The following is a 23,955-nucleotide window of genomic DNA, read 5'->3' as shown; positions in this document are numbered from 1 at the left end:
CGCACTTGCGGCCTTATATTCAACAACATTCAAATATTCATCAATATTAACAATCAGTTTTAAAATGATTGGGCTATATATAATTACTCTAACGGCATTTTCATCGGGTCATCATACGTATACTCAAACCCCAGCTCACTCGCGATCTTCGAGCCATCAATCACTTTCCCGTTAGAACGCTCGGGCTCAACAATGAACGTCGGCGGCTCAAGCCCCAACTGCTTCGAAACGCTAGGATAGAAACTGTCGCGCGACGGGTGTTTCGAGGCACACAAATTGTAGACATGCCCGCCTTTCGGGGTTTGCAGCAACAGCACAATCGCATCGACCACATCATCGAGATGCACCAGATTAACCGCATGACCGCCGTTTTCCAGCCCGGTTTTACCGGCAAGGAAACGCCCCGGATGACGATTCGGCCCCACTAATCCTGCGAGACGCACAATGTCCACGCTGGTACCGGGCAGATCGTGCAGCCAGTTCTCCAACTCCATCAACGTTTTGCCGGCGACGGTTTCCGGCTGCAGCGGACTGCTCTCTTTCATTACGCCCTCACCGCTGCCGTACACTGACGTTGAACTGGTGAAAATAATGCGCGGCACTTTGTTTGCCAGCGCGGTATCCACGACGTTCTGCACCGCCTGCATGTAATCTTCACCGCCTTTCACCGTGCGGCTGGCAGGCAAGGTCACCACCAGCGCATCGACTGCCATCAGCGTATCTAACTCTTCGGCTTCACACTCCAGTTCCGGGGTCAGCACCAGCTGGAAGGCTTCAATGCCACAGCGGCGTGCGGCGTCCACGCCATCCGGCGAGGTTTTACTGCCGGTGACCTGCCAGCCGCGTGCCGTTAGCGCCATCGCCAGCGGCATACCCAGCCATCCCAGACCTACGATCGCGACCTTTTTCATATCGACTCCTGCTATGGGCTCACACTTCATCTTAGTGCGGGTAGATGTGCCAAACCAGCGTAAACTGTTTCGGGAGATTCCGGAAATTGACGGTTAAAAAAGGGTTGCCAATTGTCACCATCTTCGTTAGGTTATTCAGCACGCAAATGAATACTCATTCAGCAACGGAATTTACTATGACACGCGTTCAGTTCAACCACCATCATCACCATCACCCTGACTAGTCTTTCAGGCGATGTGTGCTGGGAGACGATTAGGATCTTCCAGTGGTGCGAACGCAAAGAGAGCCCCCGGAAGATCATCTTCCGGGGGTTTTTTTATGGGCGAACGCCAACCAACACGTTCAGACAGGATTGAATAAGAGGACAGGAACCATGTTAGATAACACCCGTATTCGCATAGCTATGCAGAAATCTGGCCGTTTAAGTGATGAATCACGCGAACTGCTGGCACGCTGCGGTATCAAAATTAACCTTCAGCAACAGCGTCTGATTGCGTTTGCGGAGAACATGCCGATCGACATCCTGCGTGTGCGCGATGACGATATCCCTGGCCTGGTAATGGATGGCGTGGTCGATCTCGGTATCGTCGGTGAAAACGTGCTGGAAGAGGAGCTGCTGAATCGCCGTGCTCAGGGCGAAGATCCGCGTTACTTCACGCTGCGTCGTCTGGATTTCGGCGGTTGTCGCCTGTCGCTGGCGATGCCGGTTGATGAAGAGTACACCGGCCCGCAATGCCTGAATAACGCCCGCATCGCCACCTCTTATCCACACCTGCTGAAGAAATACCTCGATAAACAAGGCGTCGCCTTTAAATCCTGCCTGCTGAACGGATCGGTTGAAGTCGCACCACGCGCGGGTCTGGCCGATGCGATTTGTGACCTGGTTTCAACCGGCGCCACGCTGGAAGCCAACGGCCTGCGCGAAGTGGAAGTGATCTACCGCTCTAAAGCGGTGCTGATTCAGCGCGATGGCGAACTGCCTGCCGCCAAGCAAGAGCTGGTCGACAAAATGATGACGCGTATTCAGGGCGTAATTAAAGCGCGTGAATCCAAGTACATCATGCTGCACGCGCCAAGCGAGCGCCTGGATGAGGTGATTGCGTTGCTGCCGGGTGCTGAGCGTCCAACCGTGCTGCCGCTGGCCGGCGATGTGAGCCGCGTGGCGATGCACATGGTGAGCAGCGAAACGCTGTTCTGGGAAACCATGGAAAAGCTGAAGTCGCTGGGTGCCAGCTCGATCCTCGTGCTGCCAATTGAAAAAATGTTGGAGTAATACCATGAGCACGCTGATGACACCTATTGATTGGCAGCAGTGCAGCGCAGAGCAGCAGCAAGCGCTGCTGATGCGTCCGGCGATTTCGGCTTCAGAAACTATCAGCCAGATCGTGCGCGACGTGTTAGTGCAAGTGAAAGAGAGCGGCGATGCGGCGCTGCGTGAATTTAGCGCACGCTTCGATAAAGCGCAGGTGGATAACCTGCGCGTCAGCGCCGAAGAGATGCAAGCGGCCAGCGATCGTCTGAGTGACACGCTGAAGCAGGCGATGGCCGTGGCCGTGGCTAATATCGAGACCTTCCACAACGCGCAGATTCTGGCGGAAGTGGATGTGGAAACTCAGCCTGGCGTGCGCTGCCAGCAGATTACCCGTCCGGTCAAATCGGTAGGTTTGTACATTCCTGGCGGTTCCGCCCCGCTGTTCTCAACCGTATTGATGCTGGCGACACCGGCACGCATCGCCGGTTGCGGTCGCGTGGTGCTGTGCTCGCCGCCGCCGATTGCCGATGAAATTCTTTACGCCGCCCAGCTGTGTGGCGTGAAAGAGGTGTTTCAGGTGGGCGGTTCACAAGCCATCGCCGCCCTCGCCTTCGGCACCGAAACCGTGCCGAAAGTGGACAAGATTTTTGGCCCAGGCAACGCGTATGTCACCGAAGCCAAACGTCAGGTCAGCCAGCGTTTAGATGGCGCGGCAATTGATATGCCAGCCGGTCCATCGGAAGTGCTGGTGATTGCCGATGAAGGCGCCACGCCCGCGTTCGTGGCATCCGATTTGCTGTCGCAGGCGGAACACGGCCCGGATTCGCAGGTAATTCTGCTGACGCCGTCGCTGCAACTGGCCGAAGGCGTGGCGCAAGCGGTTGAAGAGCAACTGGCGCAGCTGCCGCGCGCGGCTACCGCGCGTCAGGCGTTAGCGAGCAGCCGCCTGATTGTGCTGCGCGATTTGGAGCAGTGCATCGAGATCTCCAACCTGTACGGCCCGGAGCACCTGATCATTCAGACGCGCCAGCCGCGCGATCTGGTCGAAAGCATCACCAGCGCCGGTTCGGTATTCCTTGGCGACTGGTCCCCGGAATCGGCGGGCGATTACGCGTCCGGCACTAATCACGTGCTACCGACCTATGGCTACACCGCGACCTGTTCCAGCCTTGGCCTGGCCGATTTCCAGAAACGTATGACGGTGCAAGAGCTGACGCCGCAAGGCTTCCTCAATCTTGCCGCGACGATTGAAACGCTGGCCGCCGCCGAGCAGCTGGAAGCCCACAAAAATGCCGTTACCCTGCGTGTTGCCGCGCTAAAGGAGCAAGCATGAGCCTGAATATTGAAGAGTTAGCGCGCGCCAACGTGCGAGCGTTGACGCCGTATCAATCGGCGCGTCGTCTGGGTGGTAACGGTGATGTGTGGCTGAATGCCAACGAATTCCCGCTGCCGGTGCCGTTTGAGCTGTCGCAGCAGACGCTGAACCGCTATCCGGAATGCCAGCCGAAGATTGTCATTGAGCGCTACGCCGCTTACGCTGGTTTGACGCCGGAGCAGGTTCTGGTCAGCCGCGGTGCGGATGAAGGTATCGAACTGCTGATGCGCGCGTTTTGCGAGCCGGGCAAAGATGCGATTCTGTTCTGCCCGCCAACCTACGGCATGTATAGCGTCAGCGCCGAAACCATCGGCATTGAATACCGCACCGTGGCGGCACTCGATGACTGGCAGCTGAATCTGCCGGCGATTGCTGATCAGCTCGACGGCGTGAAAGTCGTCTATATGTGCAGCCCGAACAATCCGACCGGCAACCTGATCAATCAGGATGACATCCGCGCGCTGCTGGCGATGACCGCCGGTAAAGCGCTGGTGGTGGCCGATGAAGCCTATATCGAGTTCTGCCCGGACGCGACACTGGCGGGCTGGCTGCAGGAATATCCGCACTTAGTGATTCTGCGCACGCTGTCTAAAGCCTTTGCGCTGGCCGGTTTGCGCTGCGGCTTCACCCTCGCGAACAAGCCGGTGATCGATCTGCTGATGAAGGTGATTGCGCCCTATCCGCTGGCGACGCCGGTGGCGGATGTGGCTGGACAAGCGCTGAGCGAGCAAGGCATTACGCTGATGCGTCAACACGTTGCCGAGCTGAACGCCAATCGTGCCTGGCTGTTTGAGCAGTTGCCGCAGATTAGCGTAGTGCAGCAGGTGTTCCCGAGTGAAACCAACTATATTCTGGCGCGCTTCACTGATTCGCCAAAAGTGTTTAAAACGCTGTGGGATCAAGGCATTATTCTGCGCGACCAAAATAAAAACCCCGGCCTTGCGGGATGCCTGCGCATCTCCATCGGCACCCGTGAAGAGTGCGAGCGCCTGATCGCCGCGCTGCAAGCCTTATCAGTGGAGCAAGCATGAGTCAGAAGATCCTTTTTATCGACCGCGACGGCACCATCATTTCTGAGCCACCCACCGATTATCAGGTGGATCGCATGGAGAAGCTGGCGTTTGAGAAGAACGCCATTCCGGCGCTGCTGGCGTTGCAGGCAGCGGGCTATCAGCTGGTGATGATCACCAATCAGGATGGCCTCGGCACCGACAGCTTCCCGCAGGCGGATTTTGACGGCCCGCACAACCTGATGATGCAAATTCTCCGCTCACAAGGCGTGAATTTCAGCGACATCCTGATCTGCCCGCATATGCCGGAAGATAACTGCGATTGCCGCAAGCCGAAGACCAAAATGGTGGAAGCCTGGCTGGCCGCCGGTGCGCTCGATACCGCCAACAGCTACGTAATTGGCGATCGTCTCACCGATATTCAGCTGGCGCAGAACATGGGCATTCAGGGCCTGCGTTACGGTGCGGAAGGCGAAGATTGGGATGCGATTCAGGCGCGCCTGACCAAACGCGATCGTTACGCGCTGGTGCAACGCAACACCAAAGAGACGCAGATTAAAGTCGAAGTGTGGCTGGATCGTGAAGGCGGCAGCAAAATTAACACCGGCGTCGGCTTCTTCGATCACATGCTGGACCAGATTGCGGTGCACGGCGGCTTTCGCATGAACATTGATGTGAAAGGCGATCTCTACATCGACGATCACCACACCGTGGAAGATACCGGCCTGGCGCTCGGCGAAGCGCTGCTGAAAGCGCTGGGCGACAAACGTGGCATCGGCCGTTTCGGCTTTGTACTGCCCATGGATGAGTGCCTGGCACGCTGCGCGCTGGATATCTCCGGCCGTCCTCACATCGAATTCAAAGCCGAGTTCAGCTACCAGCGCGTCGGCGATCTCAGCACCGAGATGGTCGAGCACTTCTTCAGCTCCCTCTCCTACGCCATGATGAGCACGCTGCACCTGAAAACCAAAGGCCGTAACGATCACCATCGTGTGGAAAGCCTGTTCAAAGCCTTTGGCCGCACGCTGCGCCAGGCGATTCGCGTGGAAGGCAACACCTTGCCGAGCTCGAAAGGAGTGCTGTGATGAACGTGGTGATCCTCGATACCGGCTGCGCCAACCTGTCTTCGGTGAAGTGGGCGATTGAGCGCCTCGGCTACACGCCGCAGGTGAGCCGCGACCCGGATGTGGTGCTGCATGCCGACAAGCTGCTGCTGCCCGGCGTGGGCACCGCGCAGGCGGCGATGAATCAGCTGCAGGAGCGCGATCTCATCGACTTAATCAAAGCCTGTACTCAGCCGGTGCTCGGTATTTGCCTCGGCATGCAGCTGCTCGGTCGCGGTAGCGATGAGAATGGCGGCGTCACCACGCTCGGCCTGGTTGATGAGCCGGTGACGCTAATGGACACGCAGGATTTACCGCTGCCGCACATGGGCTGGAACCAGATCACCGCTAAAGCCGGCCATCATCTGTTCCGCGACATTCCCGATGGCAGCTACTTCTACTTCGTGCACAGCTACGCCATGCCGGTGAATGCCGCCACTATCGCCCAGTGCGATTACGGCTATCCGTTCACCGCTGCCCTGCAAAAAGATAACTTCTTCGGCGTTCAGTTTCACCCGGAGCGTTCAGGCAAAGCCGGCGCGCAGCTGCTGAAAAATTTCCTGGAGATGTGATGATTATCCCCGCATTAGATTTAATCGACGGCAAAGTGGTGCGCCTGCATCAGGGCGACTACGGCCAGCAGCGCGATTACGGTAGCGATCCGCTGCCGCGCTTACAGGATTACCAACGCCAGGGTGCTGAAGTGCTGCATCTGGTGGATTTGACCGGCGCGAAAGATCCGGCCAAACGTCAGATTCCCCTGCTCACCACCTTACTGCGCGGCGTGACCGTGCCGGTGCAGGTCGGCGGCGGCATCCGCCATCGCGATGATGTGGCGGCGCTGCTGGCAGCGGGTGCCACGCGCGTGGTGGTCGGTTCCACCGCGGTGAAGCAACCGGAAGAAGTCAAAAGCTGGTTTAACGAGTTTGGCGCCGACGCCATCGTGCTGGCATTAGATGTGCGCATTGATGCCAACAACCGCAAAGAGGTGGCGATCAGCGGCTGGCAGGAAGCGGCGGGCGTGACGCTGGAAGAGGTGATTGGCTGGTATCAGCCGGTTGGCCTTAAGCATGTGTTGTGCACTGACATTTCGCGCGACGGCACGCTGAGCGGATCCAACGTCGCGCTGTATAAAGAAGTGTCTGCGGCCTTCCCGGACATCGCTTTTCAGTCTTCAGGCGGCATCGGTTCGCTGGATGACATCGCGGCGTTACGCGGCAGCGGCGCACAGGGCGTGATCGTTGGTCGCGCGTTACTGGAAGATAAATTCACGGTGGCGGAGGCAATCGCATGCTGGCAAAACGGATAATTCCTTGTCTCGATGTGCGTGACGGGCAAGTGGTGAAAGGCGTGCAGTTCCGCAACCACGAAATCATCGGCGACATCGTGCCGCTGGCGCAGCGCTATGCGCAGGAAGGTGCGGACGAGCTGGTATTCTACGATATCACCGCCTCATCAGATGGCCGCGTCGTGGACAAAAGCTGGGTGTCGCGCGTGGCGGAAGTGATCGATATTCCTTTCTGCGTGGCGGGCGGCATTAAGAGCGAAGAAGACGCGGCGCGCATTCTGCAGTTTGGTGCCGACAAGATTTCCATCAACTCGCCGGCCTTAGCCGATCCGACGCTGATTACGCGCCTGGCCGATCGCTTTGGCGTGCAGTGCATCGTGGTGGGCATCGATACCTGGTTTGACGAAGTGAGCGGTAAATATCACGTCAATCAATACACCGGCGACGAAGCGCGCACCAAAGTGACCACGTGGGAAACTCTGGATTGGGTACAGGAAGTGCAGAAGCTGGGCGCGGGTGAAATCGTACTCAACATGATGAACCAGGATGGCGTGCGTAACGGCTACGATCTGGTGCAGCTGAAGAAAGTGCGCGATGTGTGCAAAGTGCCGCTGATCGCCTCCGGCGGCGCAGGCACGATGCCGCACTTCCTTGACGCCTTTGTGCAGGCGAACGTCGATGGCGCGCTGGCGGCTTCGGTGTTTCACAAACAAATTATCAATATCGGCGAGTTGAAAAACTTCCTGATCGACAACGGTGTGGAGATTCGCGCGTGTTAACTGCAGAACAACTGGCCAGGCTGGATTGGGTCAAAACCGCGGGCATGATGCCCGTTATCGTCCAGCACAACGTTTCCGGCGAAGTGCTGATGCACGGTTATATGAATGAAGAAGCGCTGCAAAAAACCCTCAGCGAGGGCAACGTCACCTTCTTCTCTCGCACCAAAAACCGTTTATGGACCAAAGGCGAAACCTCGGGCCACTTCCTGCAAGTGGCGAGCATTACGCCGGACTGCGACAACGACACGCTGCTGGTGCTGGCCAATCCGATTGGCCCAACCTGCCATCTCGGCACTTCCAGCTGCTTCTCACCGGCTGCGCCAGACTGGACGTTCCTCTATCAGCTGGAGCAGCTGCTGGCTTCGCGCAAAAGCGCCGATCCAGAGAGTTCGTACACCGCGAAGCTTTATGCCAGCGGCACCAAGCGTATCGCGCAGAAGGTGGGTGAAGAAGGCGTGGAAACGGCGTTGGCTGCAACGGTTAACGATCGTCACGAGCTGACCAATGAAGCTTCGGATCTGCTTTATCACCTGATGGTGCTGCTGCAGGATCAGGAGCTGGATTTGAGCACCATCATCAATAATCTGCGCGCGCGTCATAAATAACGTTTCGTAGGGTCGCCATTCATGGCGACCAATGTCCCAGGCGCGCATAAATGCGCACCCTACGCTATTCATCAGCATGGAAAACACCATGACCACCCATGAAAAACTGATCGCCCTGCTCGACCAACATCAGGCGCGCTATCGTGTGATGGAGCATGAAGCGACCGGCAAGTGCGAAGCGGTGGCGGCAATTCGTGGCACGGAAGTAGGGCAAGGCGCGAAGGCGCTGGTGTGTCATGTGAAAGGCAACGGCATCAAGCAACATGTGCTGGCGGTGCTGCCTGCCGATCAGCAAGCGGATCTCAGCAAGGTTGCTGCAGCGGTTGGCGGTCGACGCGCTTCGCTGGCCTCGCCTGCGGAAGTGGATACGCTGACCGGCTGCGTATTTGGGGCTATTCCGCCGTTTAGCTTCCATCCTGATTTACAGCTGGTGGTCGATCCGCTGCTGTTTGAACGCTATGACGAAATCGCCTTCAATGCCGGATTGCTGGAGCAATCGGTAGTGCTCAACATTGCAGATTACCAGGCACTGCATAATGGTAACGTGATGAAAATAATCCTCTAATTGCCTTGCCAGGCCCTGAGCGGTACTCTTTCTGACTCAACATCACATCCAAAGAAGACCGATATTATGGCAAGTTCTCGTTTAACCGCCCGCCTGCGTCACACGCTGGCGCTGGCTGTGCTGGCAGGTTGCGCGTTTGGCGCACAGGCAAAAATTGATCAGGTGCGTTTCGCAGTGGATCCCACCTATCCTCCTTTCGAATCCAAAACGCCACAGGGCAAACTGGTCGGTTTTGATATCGATCTCGGCAATGCGCTGTGCCAGCAGATGCAGGCAAAATGCGTGTGGGTGGAGAGCCAGTTCGATGGCATGATCCCGGCGCTGAAAGCGCGTAAGTTCGACGCCATCTTGTCGGATATGGGCATCACCGAAGAACGTTTGAAGCAGATTGATTTCACCGTGCCGCTCTACGACACCCATACGCAGCTGATTGCGCGTAAAGGATCTGGCTTGCTGCCAACTGCTGAATCGCTGAAAGGCAAAACCGTGGGCGTTGAACAAGGCACCGTGCAGGAGCGTTATGCGTTGGCCAAATGGCAGCCGCATGGCGTGCAGGTTGTGCCTTATGGCGATCAGGCACAAGTTGAGAGCGATTTGATTTCGGGTCGTCTTGATGTGGTGTTTACCGATGCTGCTCAAGCCGCCAATGGTTTCCTGAAACATCCGCAGGGCAAAGATTTCGAATTGGCCGGCCCGATTGTGCAGGATCCGATTATCGGTCCGGGCACCGCGATTGGTCTGCGTAAAGGCGACACCGAACTGAAAACCGCACTGGATAACGCGTTTGCCGAACTGAAGAAGAACGGCACTTTCGATAAAATTCAGAAAAAGTACTTCGCAACTGACATCTCCATCCAGCAGTAATCTTTTGGGCGGCTTTTTTGCCGCCCTTTTTGCACTCAGCACTATAATTCCATCAGAAAATGCATCTGGCGTCGCTGAAAGCGTGCCATGAATAAAGGACATCGATAGCGTTATGCAACAACAACATCATCCTCTATTAAGCGCCTCGCTGGGCACGCAACGCGAAATTGTCAGCTTCCACTTCGGTACGGATTCGCAGCAACGCGTCTATATTCAGGCTGCGCTGCACGGCGATGAACTGCCGGGCATGGCGGTGGCATGGTACTTGAAACAGAAACTGCTGGCGCTGGAATCTGCCGGACAACTCAAAGCCAAAATCACATTGGTGCCGGTGGCGAATCCTTTAGCCATGGGACAACACTGGCACGGTAGCCATCTCGGGCGTTTCCATACGTTATCAGGACAAGACTTTAACCGCCGCTTCCCGGCATTGGGTGAAGCCTTGGTTGAGGAACTCGCTGGCTCACTGACGCAAAGTGAATACGAAAACAAACGCCTGATCAGGGAAGCGATTGATCGCCATTATCGTGACCGCATTGCCCGCACCGAACTGGATGCCCAGCGCTTTACGCTGATGCGTATGGCGAGCCAAGCCGATTTGATGATTGATCTGCATTGTGACTGGGATGCGCTGCCACACCTCTACACCACGCCGCACGCATGGCCGGACATTGAACCGTTGGCGCGTTGGTTAGGCAGTGAAGTGCAGTTGCTGGCGCAGATATCTGGCGGTGAACCGTTTGATGAGGCTTGCTGTGAGCCGTGGCTAACATTGGCAGAGCGTTTTGGTGATGAGTATCCGATGCCGCGCGGCTTGCTGCCGGTGACGCTGGAACTGCGCGGTGTCGCGGATGTATCGCCTGAGATGGCGGAGAAAGATGCCGACGCGATTATCAATGCGCTGATTGAGGGCGGATATATTGCGGGTGAAGTAGGTGAATCCCCTGCCCTGATTCATCCGGCGACGGCGCTGGCGGGATGTGAGTATATTCATGCGGCGCAATCTGGATTGGTGTTTTACCGACGTAATTTGGGCGAGTGGATTAAGGCTGGGGAAGTAGTGGCGGAGGTTGTTGATCCCATTACTGACCAGGTGATGCCGCTGGTGGCAGAGTTTGGTGGCGTGTTGTATGCGAGGAATTTGACCAAGTTTGTGACGGCGGGGATGTTGGTGGTGAGGCTGGCTGGGGAGAATGCTGGGAGACGGGGGGAGTTGTTGGTGGTGTAATTCTAGAACTAAATAGGGTTGAATATTTGGCCCAACAAGATAAGTGGGCCAACAAATTTTGTTCAATTTCAATAAAAACCAGTACTCAGTTACGTTTAAACTTTCTCATTAAAGCTCTTAGAGGCTGGGTAATCCTCCAGCTATTAGAGGTTAGTATTGCATGATTTTCTGTAGTAATATTTTTTAGCTTCACAGAAATACGAGCATTTTCTTCTAATAAGTTTTCGTAAGACAACTCTTTTTGACTAATCTCATTGAGCAAAGTTTTAATCTTAACATTTAATTCATGTTGAGAAAGTTCAATTTGTTGTTGCAAAGAAATATTAATATTTTCGTTATCAACTCCATTCGTAACTAACTTTGTCCATTCCATTTCAGGGAATGTATCAAGTTGGCTCCAGATGTTTTTCTCTTGTGGTATACAATTTATTTTTAAACCCTGCGAGTTTTTATTTCTTGAAAAAACATCCCACTCAGTTCCTGCGATATGACGAGAACCAAGAATGTTACTTTCTGATTTTTTCTTTTTTATTACACATAATGAATTCACAAAAGTAACTGAATGAATAGTTGAGTAGTCTACACTATCAATGGATTCACAATTATAAAAACGATAAAATGGAGATAAATAATCTTTCGCATCACGCTTAACACCCCAATGCTCCTGATTTGGAACATCTGCAAGTTTTTTTAAGAATGACATTGAAGAATAGGGATAATACAACCCACCTTCAAAGCTTTCCCAATAACTTGCATGAAGATCTTCAATGATATATATCCCATCATCAGCAATTAATGGAAAGTAAAGCAAGAAAGATTTTATTATATCCGAAGAAAAATGTGAGCCATCATCAATGATCACATCAAATGCAGAGGAAATTGATAAAATTTTTTCTTTTATTTCAACTGTTGATGAGTTTCCTATTACCACTTCGATTGAAGGATTGTCATAATTTAATTTGGCACAATCAGGATTTATATCACAGCCAACCAGATGTTGAGCCGAAGAAAAGTATTTACTCCAAATTTCAAGCGAACCTCCGTTTTGTACGCCAATTTCTAAAAAACTTGACACATTAGAGCGCCGGTCAAAAAAAAGTTCATCATATACATCGAGATAAATATCCCATTTATCCGAAGATTTACCTTCATGCTGCTGGTACAGTTGCTTCAAATAGTTCATTTTATCAACTCGCAAAGTAACATTAAAACTATGATTGTTTATTAACACTAACTCTTTTACTAATTTATCATATACACATTTTAATATCGCTTGTTCAACACATCATAAACCTTGATATGAACGCTCCGAAGAAATATAATTTTACACTTACCAGGACATTAGCATAACATTCGAATTTGAAAAATCCCAAGCGTGATGATAACGGATGGCGACTTTATCCTCTTTTTTCAACCCATTGATAGATTGAACTCATATGAAATATTCGTCTGTTTTTAAACTACTTCGGAGTGACCCGGCTTCGAACTCACAATCACAGAATAGTACGCATGTGCCCTCACAAGACCAGTTCGCGGATTTTTTATCCAATCTTGCAAGGTCGCGTCCGGACTTATCAGATGCGTATATCAAAAGTCTTTTATTAGATGAAAAACAATATCTTTCATTCTATCAAGATATAAAAAACTCCGGATTGTCGGGGACTTATCATTACTATACATATGGATACAAAGAAGGGCGCGAATTTTTTGAACCTAATTTTCGTGCTATAAAAAAATCAGAACGCTTTGAATCTGGACAATCAATAATTTTCTTTGACACTGTTAAGACAAATGCTTCTTTTCTTTATCGCGGATACTTCCCAGAAGTGCGAAAAAATTCTTCGGTAATCATCCATCAGGACACGAGTTTTCTGGACTCCGTTAAAGAGATTTTTACAGCAAAAGAGATGGTATTCATCCGCCCCAGTAATGGTAGCCGAAAAACAAAATACTTTATGCATCTTTGCCGTACTTTGAATGTAAAAATCATAATTGATGTGGATGATCTTTTACTTCCAGATTACTCGGAGTACAAAGGGGCTGTTCGCTCAGGTATTTCTGATTACCATCAAATACTTAAGGATATGACCAGAGACTCATCTATTTTATTAGGCGCAGACCAGATGGTATGTTCAACTAAAACCATCGCCAATTTACATTCTGATTTGATTGAGAACATCACAATCTCTAAAAACAAATTACCTCGAGAGTATTTTCTTCCCAGAGAGAGTTTAGGCAAAAAAATTATTAGTAGAAAAGTCCGGGTGTTGTATTTATCAGGATCAAAAACTCACTTAAAGGACTATAGTACAATCAGTGGCCCCCTGATGAAACTGGCGCAAGATTATCCTAATAAGTTTTGTTTGAGTTTCTTAGGTATGGTTAGCGACCAAACGTCTATATTTTCACATCTCGGTGTAGAGTGTAATTTTTTACCATTAGTTAATTTTAATGAAATGCTTTCTGAAATTAATAAACATGACATCGTTTTAGTCCCGTTAGAAAAAACAGTTTTTAATGATGCTAAATCAAATATCAAGTTTATAGAAGCCGCATCTCAGGGTGTTGCTGTTATTGCATCTTCCGTTGCAGAATACGTTGATTGTATTAAAAATAACGAAAATGGTTGGATATGCTCCACTGAGGATGAATGGTATGCAACTCTTTCTTATTTATTTGATAATCCGGAAGCTATTACTAACGCTTCGCTTAAAGCATATGACTCAGCAATTGCAGGTTACAGTTTATGAATAATTTCACTATCAAAGGTATCTTTACTTCTGCTGGAAATAATAGGAATGATAGTCACATTATCTACTTGCCATTTAATAGGTCTCACTTTGAACTTGCCTTAATTGTTGCAGAGCAAAGTCGTTATGAAAGTTACATATATTCCGAAAACTTTGAATTAATTGCAAGAGAGTATTTAACATTAAACCCAGAAAGTAAAATAAAATTCATACTTGACAAAGATTCTGTTGCTGGACTTTTACCAAATATGGATAAGGCAGTGGTTTTCTTGGGCTATGTAGTTCCATTCATTCCTATTACAATTAATGAAATTGTCTCTGCTTGTTTGAAGGTGAAATTACCTATATACGAAATCCCACATGGCATGTTCCAGACAGGAATAAACTTAGCTGATGACTCAAAACTAATAAGTACACGTTCACATTACTTTGGTTTTGGTGGTATGTTGCCATCAATTTCTGATAAAAAGCTACAGTGGTTTGGCGATCAGGGATTTGGATATCCAAGAACAATAAAAAAAGGATCTTACAAAACAAGGCAGTTACCAAAATTCACTTTAATCACGTCTAATACTAATTGGTATCTATATTCACCTTCAGATAAAAGGGCTTTTTATGCTGAAATATTTAATTATGCTAAAAATAACCCTGCGGAAGTTTTTATTTGGTGTGTTCACCCTGCAGAACTATCTGAACATGCATTCAGTTCAAATGCGTTAGATTACAGACCTAAAAATATATATTTATATGGAATGGATAAAGATATTTATTTCGGTGGAATAGAAGGTTCTGATGATTTAATACCATACTGTGAGTATGGTATTTCTACAGTCACAACGTGTTTATTAGATTACGAAATACATAACAAAAGAGTTAATCTATTTAGATGTGATGGTGTAAATGAACTAATTAAAGTCATTGCTGAAAAACATACATTCTCAGTATCATCAGAAATAACACCTAACGCTTGTTTTTTCAGAACGGGCTTCCTCAAGGAATTTAACCCTGAAATCTATGATCATCTCCTTTCAGAAGAAATTATTATTGCAGACAACTCGAAACATAATTATCTGTCATCATTTTTGATACAGCCAATGTCAGTTTAAAAAAAAGCCTCTTAAAGAGGCTTTTTTTCTATAGTTTAATCCAACCACTCAGTGTGGAATACGCCATCTTTATCAATGCGCTTATAAGTATGCGCACCGAAATAATCACGCTGAGCCTGAATCAGATTTGCCGGCAGAACTTCTGAACGATAGCTATCGTAGTAAGCAATAGCAGCTGAGAAGGTCGGCGTTGGAATACCGTTCTGAATGGCGTAAGACACTACATCACGCAGCGCCTGCTGGTACTCATCTGCAATGTTCTTGAAATAAGGATCCAGCAGCAGGTTAGCAATGTTAGCGTCCTGTGCGTATGCATCAGTAATCTTCTGCAGGAATTGCGCACGAATAATGCATCCGGCACGGAAAATCTTCGCAATTTCACCGTATTGCAGATCCCAGTTATTCTCTTCCGACGCAGCGCGCAACTGTGAGAAGCCCTGAGCATAGGAAACGATCTTGCCCAGATAAAGAGCGCGACGGACTTTCTCGACGAACTCAGCCTTATCGCCAGTAAATTCTTTAACCTGAGGGCCGCTCAGCACTTTAGAAGCTGCAACACGTTGGGTCTTCAGAGAAGAAAGGTAGCGTGCAAATACTGACTCAGTGATCAGTGAGAGCGGCTCGCCGAGATCCAGTGAGCTCTGGCTAGTCCACTTACCGGTGCCTTTGTTAGCGGCTTCATCCAGAATCACATCAACCAGGTATTTACCGTCTTCATCTTTCTTAGTGAAGATATCTTTGGTGATGTCGATTAAGTAGCTGCTTAACTCACCGTTGTTCCAGTCAGTAAAGGTTTTTGCCAGCTCTTCATTGTCGAGGCCTAACGCGCCTTTCAACAGTGCATAAGCTTCAGCAATCAGCTGCATATCACCGTATTCGATGCCGTTATGCACCATTTTTACATAGTGACCAGCACCGTTCGGACCGATGTAAGCAACACAAGCTTCGCCATCTTCCGCACGAGCAGCAATCTTATCTAAAATTGGTGCAACCAATTCATATGCTTCTTTCTGGCCGCCAGGCATGATGGAAGGCCCTTTCAGTGCGCCCTCTTCACCACCGGAAACACCGGTACCAATGAAATTGAAGCCCTGATCAGAAAGTTCTTTGTTACGGCGGACAGTATCTTTATAGAAGGTGTTACCACCATCAATCAAGATGTCGCCCTTGTCCAAATGCGGGGTCAAAGAAGCAATCGTTTTATCTGTAGCTTCACCAGCCTGTACCATCAAAAGGATACGACGTGGTTTTTCCAGCGATTCAACAAACTCTTCAACGGTGTAAAAAGGTGCCAGTTTCTTGCCTTGGTTCTCAGCGATGACTTCATCCGTCTTTTCGCGTGAACGGTTGAAAATAGAGACTGTGTAGCCGCGGCTCTCAATGTTAAGAGCCAAGTTACGGCCCATAACTGCCATACCGACAACACCGATTTGTTGCTTGGACATTATCTACTCCTGTCTGAAGTTACCGTCACAAACACAAGTTTGTGATTGAAGTGGCAAATATGTTAACTCATCTATCACCAATAAAGGTAGTGAATGGTGCGATGATAAAACACACAAGAAATGTGGATGATTATGTATTGGTTAACAAATCACCTTTTTTGATATTTGACTTGAAATATAACGGCAACACTTCCTCTGGAGTACCGTCCATTTTTACCGTGCCGTGCTCGAGCCAAAGAATTCTTGTACAGGTTTTTCTTAACAATTCGTTACTATGGCTTGCAAGAATCAATATCTTCGTTGCATTAATAATATTGGTTAATCGAGTTTCAGCTTTTTCTTTAAAGCCTTCGTCGCCTACAGATAGCCATTCATCCATAAGGAGGATTTCGGGAGTAAAAATAGTACTAACACTAAACCCTAAACGCATCTGCATACCAGACGAGTAAGTACGAACAGGCATGTCAATGAAGTCACCCAGATCGGTGAATTCAATGATCTCTTCAATTCGCGTATCGATTTCTTTTTTCCGCAATCCTAATAAGGCACCGCGAATATAGATATTTTCTCTTCCCGTAAATTCCTGATTGATCCCTAATGAAATAGAAATTAACGAACCAATGTCGCCTTCAATCTTAGCGCTGCCGCTGGTTGGATGATAGACTTTACTAAACATCCTTAGCAGCGTTGTTTTACCCGCACCATTATGGCCAATTAGCCCGACTCGCTCGCCATCTTTGATTTCGAAGTTAAGATTATTAAGGGCCGAAACCACAACTTTACCATCGTGCTGACCAACCTTTCCACCGGTAGCAAAATTGATAAAGTTCTTTTTAATCGATCTTGCCTGGGCGTTGAATATTGGGAAATCAATACCCACGTTTTCAAATTTAATAATAGCCATTACATTACACCCAATAAGGAACGCGGTATTTATATTTGCTCGTCATCGCAATCGATAGAGCCAAACCGACTACTGCCATAACGCCAGCAATGATGTAACTGCTCATCATTGGGATCTCACCTAATAATGGACCTCTTACCAAGTCAATCAAATGATAAAGAGGGTTAAAGGTGAGTAATGCTGCGGCAGCACTGTGTGAGAGAAGTTTCGGCATCCAAATTACTGGGGTCAGATAGAAAATAACCTGCATAATACTTAACACAATTTGTGTCATATCACGGAAGCGCGCACAAATCATCGAAAGAATCATTAATGCCCAGGTTAAATTCAAAATCAGCAGGATAAAACCAGGTATCACCAGGAAAACAGTCCAGTCTACACTTTTCTGCACTGCAATCAGAACCAGAGGGAATATAACGATATTGTGCAGGAAGATGATGAAGTTTTTCCAAATTACACGCATCACGTGAACGTGTAATGGAACAGGTAACTGCTTAATAATCCCTTCTGAAGATATCAGGGCATCACAACCTTCTGAGATGGAGCTTTGGATAAAACTCCATGTTATCAAACCAAGAGTTAGATAGGGCAAAAACTCTTTGACATTGGTTTTGAAAAGATTACCAAAAACTAATCCCATGGTCGTGATCATAACTGCCATACTAATTGTGATCCAAAACGGCCCCATCTTGGACCGTTTGTATCGCATCTTAATGTCCTGACCACCCATCACTTTTACAACGTGAAAGTTTCTTAACGCAGAGGTGAAGTCATCCCACCCTACTGATTTTTGCTTATTCGACATTACAAAATTCCAAATTGGTACGCCAGACGATTTAATCCGACAAGGAACTTATCACCGCACAGACGAGCCAAGATAAGTGTCATAAACTCTTCCCTTTGAGATTCATCAAGCTGATCTCTTAACTTGATAATATCATTCATGCTACAAACGCAGCGGAACATCAAATCAAGCTTAATTATAGGTAAACCACAATTATGCAATGCGAGGCAATTAACGTGGATTTGCGACCCCATCGTAAATTCATCCAGATACAAAGATATCAATCTTTGTTTGAACTGGCTGTTTAGCAATGCTTCTTTGTGCGAGTAATTTCTGAAGAAATTCACTGCTTCTAAGTAATCAACCTTGCTTGAGCTTAGTGTTGAATATTCTTTATCAACAGAGTTGTATTCCACAACATTGTCACTTGCAAATACCAACTTTTCAGTTCTCTTATTAGAGAGAATGTATTTATTATAATAAGATGATAAGACTTCATCACTTGCGATTAAGCCGGTAATGGATTTATTTGTCCAGGCACTGACACCTTCACGACGATAGTAATAGTAATTCTCATAGAAAACCTCATCACTGCTAAGCTTTTTCTCCATGAACGAGACATTGAAAAGAGACTTGAAATTTTGCTCTGAATTAACCAGTGATTTAAGAAGCTTACTTAAACCGAACTCACCTCTTTTTATTACTAAAGGTCTAACGTTCGATGACTTATAGTTTAACCAAAAACTTTTGAATTTTTCATTCTTAGTTATTTTTCCTGCTACTGAAATACAGAATGAGCCAAGGTGATGAGAGTGCTGACTGTTTTCTGTAGCACCGATTACTTCAACGTTAGTATCAAATAAATTTTTAACAAATTCAGGCAAGCCTTTCTTTGAGAAAAACACACTGTCATTGATGATAAGTAACCGTTCACATTTTTCTTCAAAACCTGCATCGTAGAAATATTTCATCCCTGCTTTATAGCTGCCGAAATCACGCCCGTAATTATCACGCTCTATATAAACATCGGTTAACTCAGAAGGGTAATTTTGTTCTTCTAACCTTAAGGTATTAACGGCAATAACAAATACATTATTGCGCTTCGCTTCTTTTAACAGCTCAAGTGTATCATTTCTAAGCGATGATTTCTCATAGAGCGCAAGCAGCATAACCTTGCCACCCGTGAAGTCATTCTTGACTTTAATATTCGTATATTTTTTTGTCTTAATATCATCGCGAATTGATAGTACGCCATAATATAGATAAATTACAATTTTCAGGAAAAACCTGATAATCATAAAAATAATTCTTTTCATATTAACACCGTCGATGGTTAAACTAATTTCCTAAAGAGATTCATGATAAAGAAAGCACATGTTTCAATGAAGCTTTGTCTATAAAATCCACCCTTAATAAAGTTAGTAATTCGTTTCAAAAGACTTCCATTCAAAGCACTAAATCTTTCGTAATCACGTCTGTTGTCAGCCGGCATTCTGTCTTTCAAACACTCAAGCGCCATACAATTTTTTTCGCTCCAGCATTTAAATTCACCTGCAAACAAACGATTAAATCTTGTGAGCTTAGACAAAATACCCGTGTTGCTGCCCACTAAATTCTGCCCATGCTGGCGGTAGAGAATCTTTGGTTCCCGATCGTAGATTACTGTTCCATTCATTGCACTGCATATGATATACAAAATCCAGTCATGAGAAACAATCGGAAGGTTGGCAGGGAATGTCTCAAACACCGTTTTTAGTCCACGACTAAAAACCATCGTGTTGCCGCCCGCATAACTTTGCAAAAGTGCATTACTAAAAGTAAATTCTTTGAGAAAACAGGGTGAATAACCAATATTAACTTCGTCAGAATCAATTAGCTTTGTGCGGGAGCCATATAAAGCATAGTTGTCAGTAGAGAAATCATTTGTTGTTAACTGATTAATAGCCTCTTCCAGCTTATTGTTACACCAAATGTCATCCTGATCACAGAAGGCATAGAACGGCGAATCAATATCTTTTCTATTAAGCAGGTTGTAGAAATTCGCAGCAAATCCTTTACCTGGCCCCTGAAACAGGATAACTCTGCCTTCAGAAAATTCTTTGGCAAAGCGGGTAATGATTTCACAGGTGCTATCTGTTGAACCATCATCAGAAACAATGAGCGTCCAATTAGTATAAGTTTGAGAAGCAATGGAACGCAGTTGCTTTTCTAAATATTTTTCACCATTATAAGTACCCATCAGGATACTTATTTTTCCTTTATCGCTCATCATCATCAGCTATATAAAAAAAGGATGAGTTAATCCTCATCCTTAGTTTCGGGAATCAATCAAATGTCACTGCTTGTGCAAATGGCGTTCCGTCTTTATCTTTAGCAGAAAGCGCGGGGGTTTCATTTGCATCGATTGGCCAAGTGATATTGAGAACTGAATCGTTCCAAAGTAATGAATGTTCATTTTTAGGATTATAATAATCAGTACATTTATAAACAAATTCAGCACTTTCAGATGTAACATAAAAACCATGAGCAAAGCCTTCTGGAACCCACAGCTGACGCTTATTATCAGCTGACAGGTATACACCAACCCATTTTCCAAAAGTTGGTGAGGACTTTCTCATATCAACTGCGACATCATACACTTCACCAGAGACAACTCTGACGAGTTTACCTTGTGTATTTGTGGTTTGATAATGTAAACCACGCAAAATACCCTTTGAAGATTTTGAATGGTTATCCTGTACAAAGGTCCGTGGACACACCAGCTCTTCAAATTTCTTCTGTTGCCAGGTTTCCATAAAGAAACCTCTTTCATCACCAAAAACGGCTGGCTCAATGATTTTCACATCAGGAATATCAGTATCAATAATCTTCATTAGAGCTTTCCGTTATAGAGCGCCATCAGGTATTTGCCGTAATCATTTTTCAGCAGCGGTTGCGCCAGCTCTTTCAATTTTTCAGCATCAATAAAGCCCATACGGAACGCAATTTCTTCCGGGCATGCAACTTTAAGGCCCTGACGGGTTTCGATGGTTTGTATAAAGTTATTCGCTTCAATCAGGCTCTGGTGAGTCCCTGTATCTAACCAGGCGTGACCGCGCCCCATAATGGACACTGACAATTCACCCTTTTCTAAATACAAGTTATTAATATCAGTAATTTCTAACTCACCACGTGGTGAAGGCTTAAGATTTTTAGCCAATTCAACAACGCTATTGTCATAGAAATATAAGCCCGTTACCGCATAGCTACTTTTAGGTTCAGTAGGCTTCTCTACTAGTGAAACAGCTTTCCCAGTTTCATCAAACTCAACAACACCATAACGTTCTGGATCGTGAACATGATAAGCGAATACTGTCGCACCACTTTTTTTACTTGAGGCTTCTTCGAGCTGCTTGTGTAAATCGTGACCATAAAAAATGTTATCGCCTAGAATTAACGCGCAGTTATCGTTACCGATGAACTCTTCACCCAAAATGAAAGCTTGCGCCAAACCGTCTGGACTTTCCTGCACTTTGTACTGAATGTTTAAGCCCCATTGGGAACCGTCGCCAAGCAGGCTTTCAAAACGCGGCGTATCCTGCGGCGTGCTGATAATTAAAATGTCACGAATGCCCGCTAACATCAGAGTGCTGAGCGGATAGTAAATCATTGGCTTATCGTAAATTGGCAATAGCTGCTTACTGACGGCCATCGTCACTGGATAAAGGCGTGTTCCTGAACCGCCAGCAAGGATGATTCCTTTTTTACTATTCACAACGTTATCCTTTAATTTAGTAATCTGTCTCAATACTGCTTAATTATAAAGTTCATCCAGCATACGTTTTACACCAACCTTCCATTCCGGAAGCGTTAATTCAAAAGCGCTGGTGAACTTGCTGGTATTGAGCCTTGAATTAGATGGGCGTTTTGCTGGCGTAGGGAAAGCTGCAGTTTCAACGGTGTTCACCGCTTTTACTTTCAGCTCTAGACCTTTTTCACGGACACAATTAATCACGAACTCGGCATAGGCGTGCCAGGTTGTCACGCCTGAAGCGATAAGATTATAAATGCCCGATTTTTCAGGATTAGCCAGAGTCGCTTTGATTGCATGCGCGGTACTGTCCGCAATCAATTCTGCGCCGGTTGGCGCACCGAATTGATCGTTGATGACAGATAGGGCTTCTCGTTCCTGCGCCAAACGAATCATCGTTTTAGCGAAGTTATTGCCTTTGGCGGCATAGACCCAACTGGTGCGCAAAATTAAATAGTGTGGTGCATTGGCGATGATCGCTTCTTCACCCTGACGCTTAGTCTTGCCATAAGCATTCAGTGGTGCAGTCGCATCGTCTTCGTTCCAGGGACGCTCGCCGCTGCCATCAAAAACATAATCCGTTGAGTAGTGAACCAGTAACGCCCCGACATCACGCGCCGCGCAGGCCAATGCTTTTACGCTGGTTGCGTTGATCAACTCAGCATTGTGCAAATCGCTTTCAGCTTTATCGACAGCCGTATAAGCCGCGGCATTCACAATCACGTTAGGCTTAATATCCCGTACCGTTTTTTCGATGCCGGTAGGATCAGTTAAATCGCCGCAGTAATCTGTTGAATGACGATCTAAAGCAATGATCTCACCCAACGGTGCCAAAGCACGCTGCAGTTCCCAACCAACCTGCCCATTTTTACCTAATAGCAAAATTTTCATTAGCTACGCTTCTCGTAGTTTTGCTCAATCCAGTTTTGATACGCCCCGCTTTTAACATGCTCAACCCACTGTTGGTTGTCGAGATACCACTGCACGGTTTTACGTAAGCCGGACTCAAAGCTTTCCTGCGGTTTCCATCCGAGATCGCGTTCAATTTTCGAAGCGTCAATCGCGTAGCGACGATCGTGGCCCGGACGATCTGCAACATAGGTAATTTGCTGAGCGTATGAAGTCTCTTTCGGACGCAGCTCATCCAGCAGTTCACATACCTTGTGCACCACTTCGAGATTTTGCTTCTCGTTATGGCCGCCGATGTTGTAAGTGGTGCCAGTTTTCGCCTGCGTCACTACGGTATAAAGCGCACGAGCATGATCTTCTACATACAGCCAATCGCGAATTTGGTCACCTTTACCATAAATTGGCAGCGGTTTTCCTTCCAGCGCATTGCTGATGATAAGCGGGATGAGTTTTTCCGGGAAATGGTAAGGGCCGTAGTTGTTGGAACAGTTGGTCACAACGATCGGCAAGCCGTAGGTGCGGCCCCATGCGCGAACCAGATGGTCGCTTGCGGCTTTGGTAGAAGAGTATGGGCTGCTTGGTGCGTACGGGGTTTCTTCAGTGAACAATGGAAGCTCACCTGATGTTTCATCAGGATGAGGTAAGTCGCCATACACTTCATCTGTAGAGATATGGTGGAAACGAAAAACCTGTTTTTTATCAGCGTCCAATGCAGCCCAATATTGGCGGCTTGCTTCCAGTAACGCATAGGTTCCGACGACATTCGTCTGAACGAATTCTGATGGTCCAGTAATAGAGCGATCAACATGGCTCTCTGCTGCCAGATGCATTACCGCATCAGGCTGAAATTCGTTGAATACGTTCAGTAAAGCTACACCATCACAAATATCAACTTTTCTGAAGTTATAACGCGCGTTTTGGCTTTCAGCTTTCAGTGATTCAAGGTTGCCAGCATAGGTCAATTTATCGACGTTAATCACTTCATCATTGGTATGGTTGATAATATGACGAACTACTGCCGAACCGATAAATCCTGCACCACCTGTAATTAAGATTTTCATAACGTCCCGTTTTTCCTGACTCGCTCAGTGAGGCTTATACCAATTGGAATTATTCTACTGTGTCATTCAGCCACGCTACCGCCCTTGGGTTGCAGCTCCCACATAGCTGATGTTTAAGGCAAAATTTAATTAAAAGCGCACCGGCTTTAATGCTGCTATCTTGCTGTTAACTCTATTCTTTATTACCGAAACCGATAAATAGGGTTTAACGGTAAGCAGCTAAGA

General features: G+C 47.5%; 25 protein-coding genes and 1 other annotated feature. Of the genes, 14 read left to right on the top strand and 11 right to left on the bottom strand.

Going from position 1 to position 23,955, the window contains the following annotated elements; translation table 11 throughout:
• Positions 1-83: 83 nt before the first annotated feature.
• A complete protein-coding gene (locus tag ACFQW4_RS13840) occupies positions 84-911 on the bottom strand; it encodes an SDR family oxidoreductase (RefSeq protein WP_377725830.1) in 828 nt (275 codons plus the stop codon).
• 176 nt (positions 912-1,087) lie between these two features.
• Between ACFQW4_RS13840 and hisL the strand changes: the two genes are divergently transcribed.
• From hisL to ACFQW4_RS13780, 12 genes are all read left to right on the top strand, one after another.
• On the top strand, positions 1,088-1,135 hold the full coding sequence (gene hisL, locus ACFQW4_RS13835; protein WP_100396937.1) for a his operon leader peptide: 48 nt from the start codon (positions 1,088-1,090) through the stop codon (positions 1,133-1,135).
• Positions 1,111-1,232, top strand: a sequence feature (His leader region). (Overlaps the previous gene by 25 nt.)
• Positions 1,233-1,285: 53 nt before the next feature.
• Positions 1,286-2,185: an ATP phosphoribosyltransferase gene (gene hisG / locus ACFQW4_RS13830; RefSeq protein WP_008104821.1), complete on the top strand. Its 900-nt coding sequence runs from the start codon at positions 1,286-1,288 to the stop codon at positions 2,183-2,185.
• 4 nt (positions 2,186-2,189) lie between these two features.
• Positions 2,190-3,497: a histidinol dehydrogenase gene (gene hisD, locus ACFQW4_RS13825; RefSeq protein ID WP_377725828.1), complete on the top strand. Its 1,308-nt coding sequence runs from the start codon at positions 2,190-2,192 to the stop codon at positions 3,495-3,497.
• Positions 3,494-4,570, top strand: a complete 1,077-nt coding sequence (gene hisC, locus ACFQW4_RS13820; protein ID WP_137386097.1) for a histidinol-phosphate transaminase — start codon at positions 3,494-3,496, stop codon at positions 4,568-4,570. The genes hisD and hisC overlap by 4 nt, the downstream gene beginning before the upstream one ends.
• Complete coding sequence (gene hisB, locus ACFQW4_RS13815) at positions 4,567-5,634, top strand: bifunctional histidinol-phosphatase/imidazoleglycerol-phosphate dehydratase HisB (RefSeq protein WP_137386098.1); 1,068 nt, start codon at positions 4,567-4,569, stop codon at positions 5,632-5,634. Before hisC ends, hisB begins: the two co-directional genes overlap by 4 nt.
• Positions 5,634-6,224, top strand: a complete 591-nt coding sequence (hisH, locus tag ACFQW4_RS13810) for an imidazole glycerol phosphate synthase subunit HisH (protein WP_101763389.1) — start codon at positions 5,634-5,636, stop codon at positions 6,222-6,224. The genes hisB and hisH overlap by 1 nt, the downstream gene beginning before the upstream one ends.
• Positions 6,224-6,961 carry a 1-(5-phosphoribosyl)-5-[(5-phosphoribosylamino)methylideneamino]imidazole-4-carboxamide isomerase gene (gene hisA / locus ACFQW4_RS13805; RefSeq protein WP_192411542.1) on the top strand — a complete coding sequence of 246 codons (738 nt, stop codon included), beginning with the start codon at positions 6,224-6,226 and terminating at the stop codon, positions 6,959-6,961. Before hisH ends, hisA begins: the two co-directional genes overlap by 1 nt.
• On the top strand, positions 6,943-7,719 hold the full coding sequence (gene hisF / locus ACFQW4_RS13800) for an imidazole glycerol phosphate synthase subunit HisF (RefSeq protein ID WP_101763387.1): 777 nt from the start codon (positions 6,943-6,945) through the stop codon (positions 7,717-7,719). Before hisA ends, hisF begins: the two co-directional genes overlap by 19 nt.
• A complete protein-coding gene (gene hisIE / locus ACFQW4_RS13795; RefSeq protein WP_101763386.1) occupies positions 7,713-8,324 on the top strand; it encodes a bifunctional phosphoribosyl-AMP cyclohydrolase/phosphoribosyl-ATP diphosphatase HisIE in 612 nt (203 codons plus the stop codon). The genes hisF and hisIE overlap by 7 nt, the downstream gene beginning before the upstream one ends.
• A gap of 88 nt (positions 8,325-8,412) precedes the next feature.
• Positions 8,413-8,889: a YbaK/prolyl-tRNA synthetase associated domain-containing protein gene (locus ACFQW4_RS13790; RefSeq protein WP_312180223.1), complete on the top strand. Its 477-nt coding sequence runs from the start codon at positions 8,413-8,415 to the stop codon at positions 8,887-8,889.
• A 66-nt stretch (positions 8,890-8,955) separates the two neighbouring features.
• Positions 8,956-9,753: an ABC transporter substrate-binding protein gene (locus tag ACFQW4_RS13785; RefSeq protein WP_377725823.1), complete on the top strand. Its 798-nt coding sequence runs from the start codon at positions 8,956-8,958 to the stop codon at positions 9,751-9,753.
• 112 nt (positions 9,754-9,865) lie between these two features.
• On the top strand, positions 9,866-10,981 hold the full coding sequence (locus tag ACFQW4_RS13780) for a succinylglutamate desuccinylase/aspartoacylase family protein (RefSeq protein ID WP_377725821.1): 1,116 nt from the start codon (positions 9,866-9,868) through the stop codon (positions 10,979-10,981).
• Between the two features lie 85 nt (positions 10,982-11,066).
• Here ACFQW4_RS13780 and ACFQW4_RS13775 read toward each other — a convergent pair whose 3' ends face one another.
• Positions 11,067-12,212 carry a class I SAM-dependent methyltransferase gene (locus ACFQW4_RS13775; RefSeq protein WP_377725819.1) on the bottom strand — a complete coding sequence of 382 codons (1,146 nt, stop codon included), beginning with the start codon at positions 12,210-12,212 and terminating at the stop codon, positions 11,067-11,069.
• Between the two features lie 280 nt (positions 12,213-12,492).
• On the opposite strand from ACFQW4_RS13775, the gene ACFQW4_RS13770 reads away from it, so the two are divergent.
• Both ACFQW4_RS13770 and ACFQW4_RS13765 read left to right on the top strand, forming a co-directional pair.
• Positions 12,493-13,731 (top strand): glycosyltransferase, encoded by a 1,239-nt coding sequence (locus tag ACFQW4_RS13770; RefSeq protein WP_192411537.1) that lies wholly within the window; start codon positions 12,493-12,495, stop codon positions 13,729-13,731.
• The gene (locus tag ACFQW4_RS13765) at positions 13,728-14,837 is read left to right on the top strand and encodes a hypothetical protein (RefSeq protein ID WP_192411536.1); all 1,110 of its coding nucleotides are present in this window, start codon (positions 13,728-13,730) and stop codon (positions 14,835-14,837) included. Before ACFQW4_RS13770 ends, ACFQW4_RS13765 begins: the two co-directional genes overlap by 4 nt.
• A 35-nt stretch (positions 14,838-14,872) precedes the next feature.
• Here ACFQW4_RS13765 and gndA read toward each other — a convergent pair whose 3' ends face one another.
• The 9 genes from gndA to rfbB all read right to left on the bottom strand — a co-directional run bounded on the left by gndA (position 14,873) and on the right by rfbB (position 23,730).
• Positions 14,873-16,282, bottom strand: coding sequence for an NADP-dependent phosphogluconate dehydrogenase (gene gndA / locus ACFQW4_RS13760; protein WP_101763381.1), 1,410 nt, complete (start codon positions 16,280-16,282; stop codon positions 14,873-14,875).
• Between the two features lie 130 nt (positions 16,283-16,412).
• On the bottom strand, positions 16,413-17,186 hold the full coding sequence (locus ACFQW4_RS13755) for an ABC transporter ATP-binding protein (protein WP_101763380.1): 774 nt from the start codon (positions 17,184-17,186) through the stop codon (positions 16,413-16,415).
• A 4-nt stretch (positions 17,187-17,190) separates the two neighbouring features.
• Complete coding sequence (locus ACFQW4_RS13750) at positions 17,191-17,991, bottom strand: ABC transporter permease (protein ID WP_101763379.1); 801 nt, start codon at positions 17,989-17,991, stop codon at positions 17,191-17,193.
• Positions 17,991-19,286 carry a rhamnan synthesis F family protein gene (locus tag ACFQW4_RS13745; protein ID WP_110866656.1) on the bottom strand — a complete coding sequence of 432 codons (1,296 nt, stop codon included), beginning with the start codon at positions 19,284-19,286 and terminating at the stop codon, positions 17,991-17,993. The genes ACFQW4_RS13750 and ACFQW4_RS13745 overlap by 1 nt, the downstream gene beginning before the upstream one ends.
• Before the next feature lie 17 nt (positions 19,287-19,303).
• Positions 19,304-20,209, bottom strand: coding sequence for a glycosyltransferase family 2 protein (locus tag ACFQW4_RS13740; protein WP_158238611.1), 906 nt, complete (start codon positions 20,207-20,209; stop codon positions 19,304-19,306).
• Between the two features lie 85 nt (positions 20,210-20,294).
• Positions 20,295-20,843, bottom strand: coding sequence for a dTDP-4-dehydrorhamnose 3,5-epimerase (gene rfbC / locus ACFQW4_RS13735; RefSeq protein ID WP_192411534.1), 549 nt, complete (start codon positions 20,841-20,843; stop codon positions 20,295-20,297).
• Entirely contained in the window at positions 20,843-21,724 is an 882-nt protein-coding gene (rfbA, locus tag ACFQW4_RS13730) for a glucose-1-phosphate thymidylyltransferase RfbA (protein WP_101763425.1), read from the bottom strand. The genes rfbC and rfbA overlap by 1 nt, the downstream gene beginning before the upstream one ends.
• Positions 21,725-21,763: 39 nt before the next feature.
• Positions 21,764-22,651, bottom strand: coding sequence for a dTDP-4-dehydrorhamnose reductase (rfbD, locus tag ACFQW4_RS13725; protein ID WP_110866654.1), 888 nt, complete (start codon positions 22,649-22,651; stop codon positions 21,764-21,766).
• Positions 22,651-23,730, bottom strand: a complete 1,080-nt coding sequence (gene rfbB, locus ACFQW4_RS13720; protein WP_377725814.1) for a dTDP-glucose 4,6-dehydratase — start codon at positions 23,728-23,730, stop codon at positions 22,651-22,653. The genes rfbD and rfbB overlap by 1 nt, the downstream gene beginning before the upstream one ends.
• Between the last annotated feature and the right edge of the window lie 225 nt (positions 23,731-23,955).

This window comes from Pantoea sp. GCM10028869 (assembly GCF_042666835.1).
Classification (GTDB): domain Bacteria; phylum Pseudomonadota; class Gammaproteobacteria; order Enterobacterales; family Enterobacteriaceae; genus Pantoea; species Pantoea leporis.
The sequence above is the reverse complement of the archived record's forward strand: the minus strand, read 5'-3'. Positions and strand labels throughout refer to the sequence as shown.

Excerpts from the sequence above, each read along its gene's own strand:
- ACFQW4_RS13840 (WP_377725830.1), bottom strand. The coding sequence starts at position 911 with ATGAAAAAGGTCGCGATCGTAGGTCTGGGATGGCTGGGTATGCCGCTG.
- hisG (WP_008104821.1), top strand. The coding sequence starts at position 1,286 with ATGTTAGATAACACCCGTATTCGCATAGCTATGCAGAAATCTGGCCGT.
- hisD (WP_377725828.1), top strand. The coding sequence starts at position 2,190 with ATGAGCACGCTGATGACACCTATTGATTGGCAGCAGTGCAGCGCAGAG.
- hisC (WP_137386097.1), top strand. The coding sequence starts at position 3,494 with ATGAGCCTGAATATTGAAGAGTTAGCGCGCGCCAACGTGCGAGCGTTG.
- hisB (WP_137386098.1), top strand. The coding sequence starts at position 4,567 with ATGAGTCAGAAGATCCTTTTTATCGACCGCGACGGCACCATCATTTCT.
- hisH (WP_101763389.1), top strand. The coding sequence starts at position 5,634 with ATGAACGTGGTGATCCTCGATACCGGCTGCGCCAACCTGTCTTCGGTG.
- hisA (WP_192411542.1), top strand. The coding sequence starts at position 6,224 with ATGATTATCCCCGCATTAGATTTAATCGACGGCAAAGTGGTGCGCCTG.
- hisF (WP_101763387.1), top strand. The coding sequence starts at position 6,943 with ATGCTGGCAAAACGGATAATTCCTTGTCTCGATGTGCGTGACGGGCAA.
- ACFQW4_RS13790 (WP_312180223.1), top strand. The coding sequence starts at position 8,413 with ATGACCACCCATGAAAAACTGATCGCCCTGCTCGACCAACATCAGGCG.
- ACFQW4_RS13785 (WP_377725823.1), top strand. The coding sequence starts at position 8,956 with ATGGCAAGTTCTCGTTTAACCGCCCGCCTGCGTCACACGCTGGCGCTG.
- ACFQW4_RS13780 (WP_377725821.1), top strand. The coding sequence starts at position 9,866 with ATGCAACAACAACATCATCCTCTATTAAGCGCCTCGCTGGGCACGCAA.
- ACFQW4_RS13765 (WP_192411536.1), top strand. The coding sequence starts at position 13,728 with ATGAATAATTTCACTATCAAAGGTATCTTTACTTCTGCTGGAAATAAT.
- gndA (WP_101763381.1), bottom strand. The coding sequence starts at position 16,282 with ATGTCCAAGCAACAAATCGGTGTTGTCGGTATGGCAGTTATGGGCCGT.
- ACFQW4_RS13755 (WP_101763380.1), bottom strand. The coding sequence starts at position 17,186 with ATGGCTATTATTAAATTTGAAAACGTGGGTATTGATTTCCCAATATTC.
- ACFQW4_RS13750 (WP_101763379.1), bottom strand. The coding sequence starts at position 17,991 with ATGTCGAATAAGCAAAAATCAGTAGGGTGGGATGACTTCACCTCTGCG.
- ACFQW4_RS13745 (WP_110866656.1), bottom strand. The coding sequence starts at position 19,286 with ATGAAAAGAATTATTTTTATGATTATCAGGTTTTTCCTGAAAATTGTA.
- ACFQW4_RS13740 (WP_158238611.1), bottom strand. The coding sequence starts at position 20,209 with ATGGGTACTTATAATGGTGAAAAATATTTAGAAAAGCAACTGCGTTCC.
- rfbC (WP_192411534.1), bottom strand. The coding sequence starts at position 20,843 with ATGAAGATTATTGATACTGATATTCCTGATGTGAAAATCATTGAGCCA.
- rfbD (WP_110866654.1), bottom strand. The coding sequence starts at position 22,651 with ATGAAAATTTTGCTATTAGGTAAAAATGGGCAGGTTGGTTGGGAACTG.
- rfbB (WP_377725814.1), bottom strand. The coding sequence starts at position 23,730 with ATGAAAATCTTAATTACAGGTGGTGCAGGATTTATCGGTTCGGCAGTA.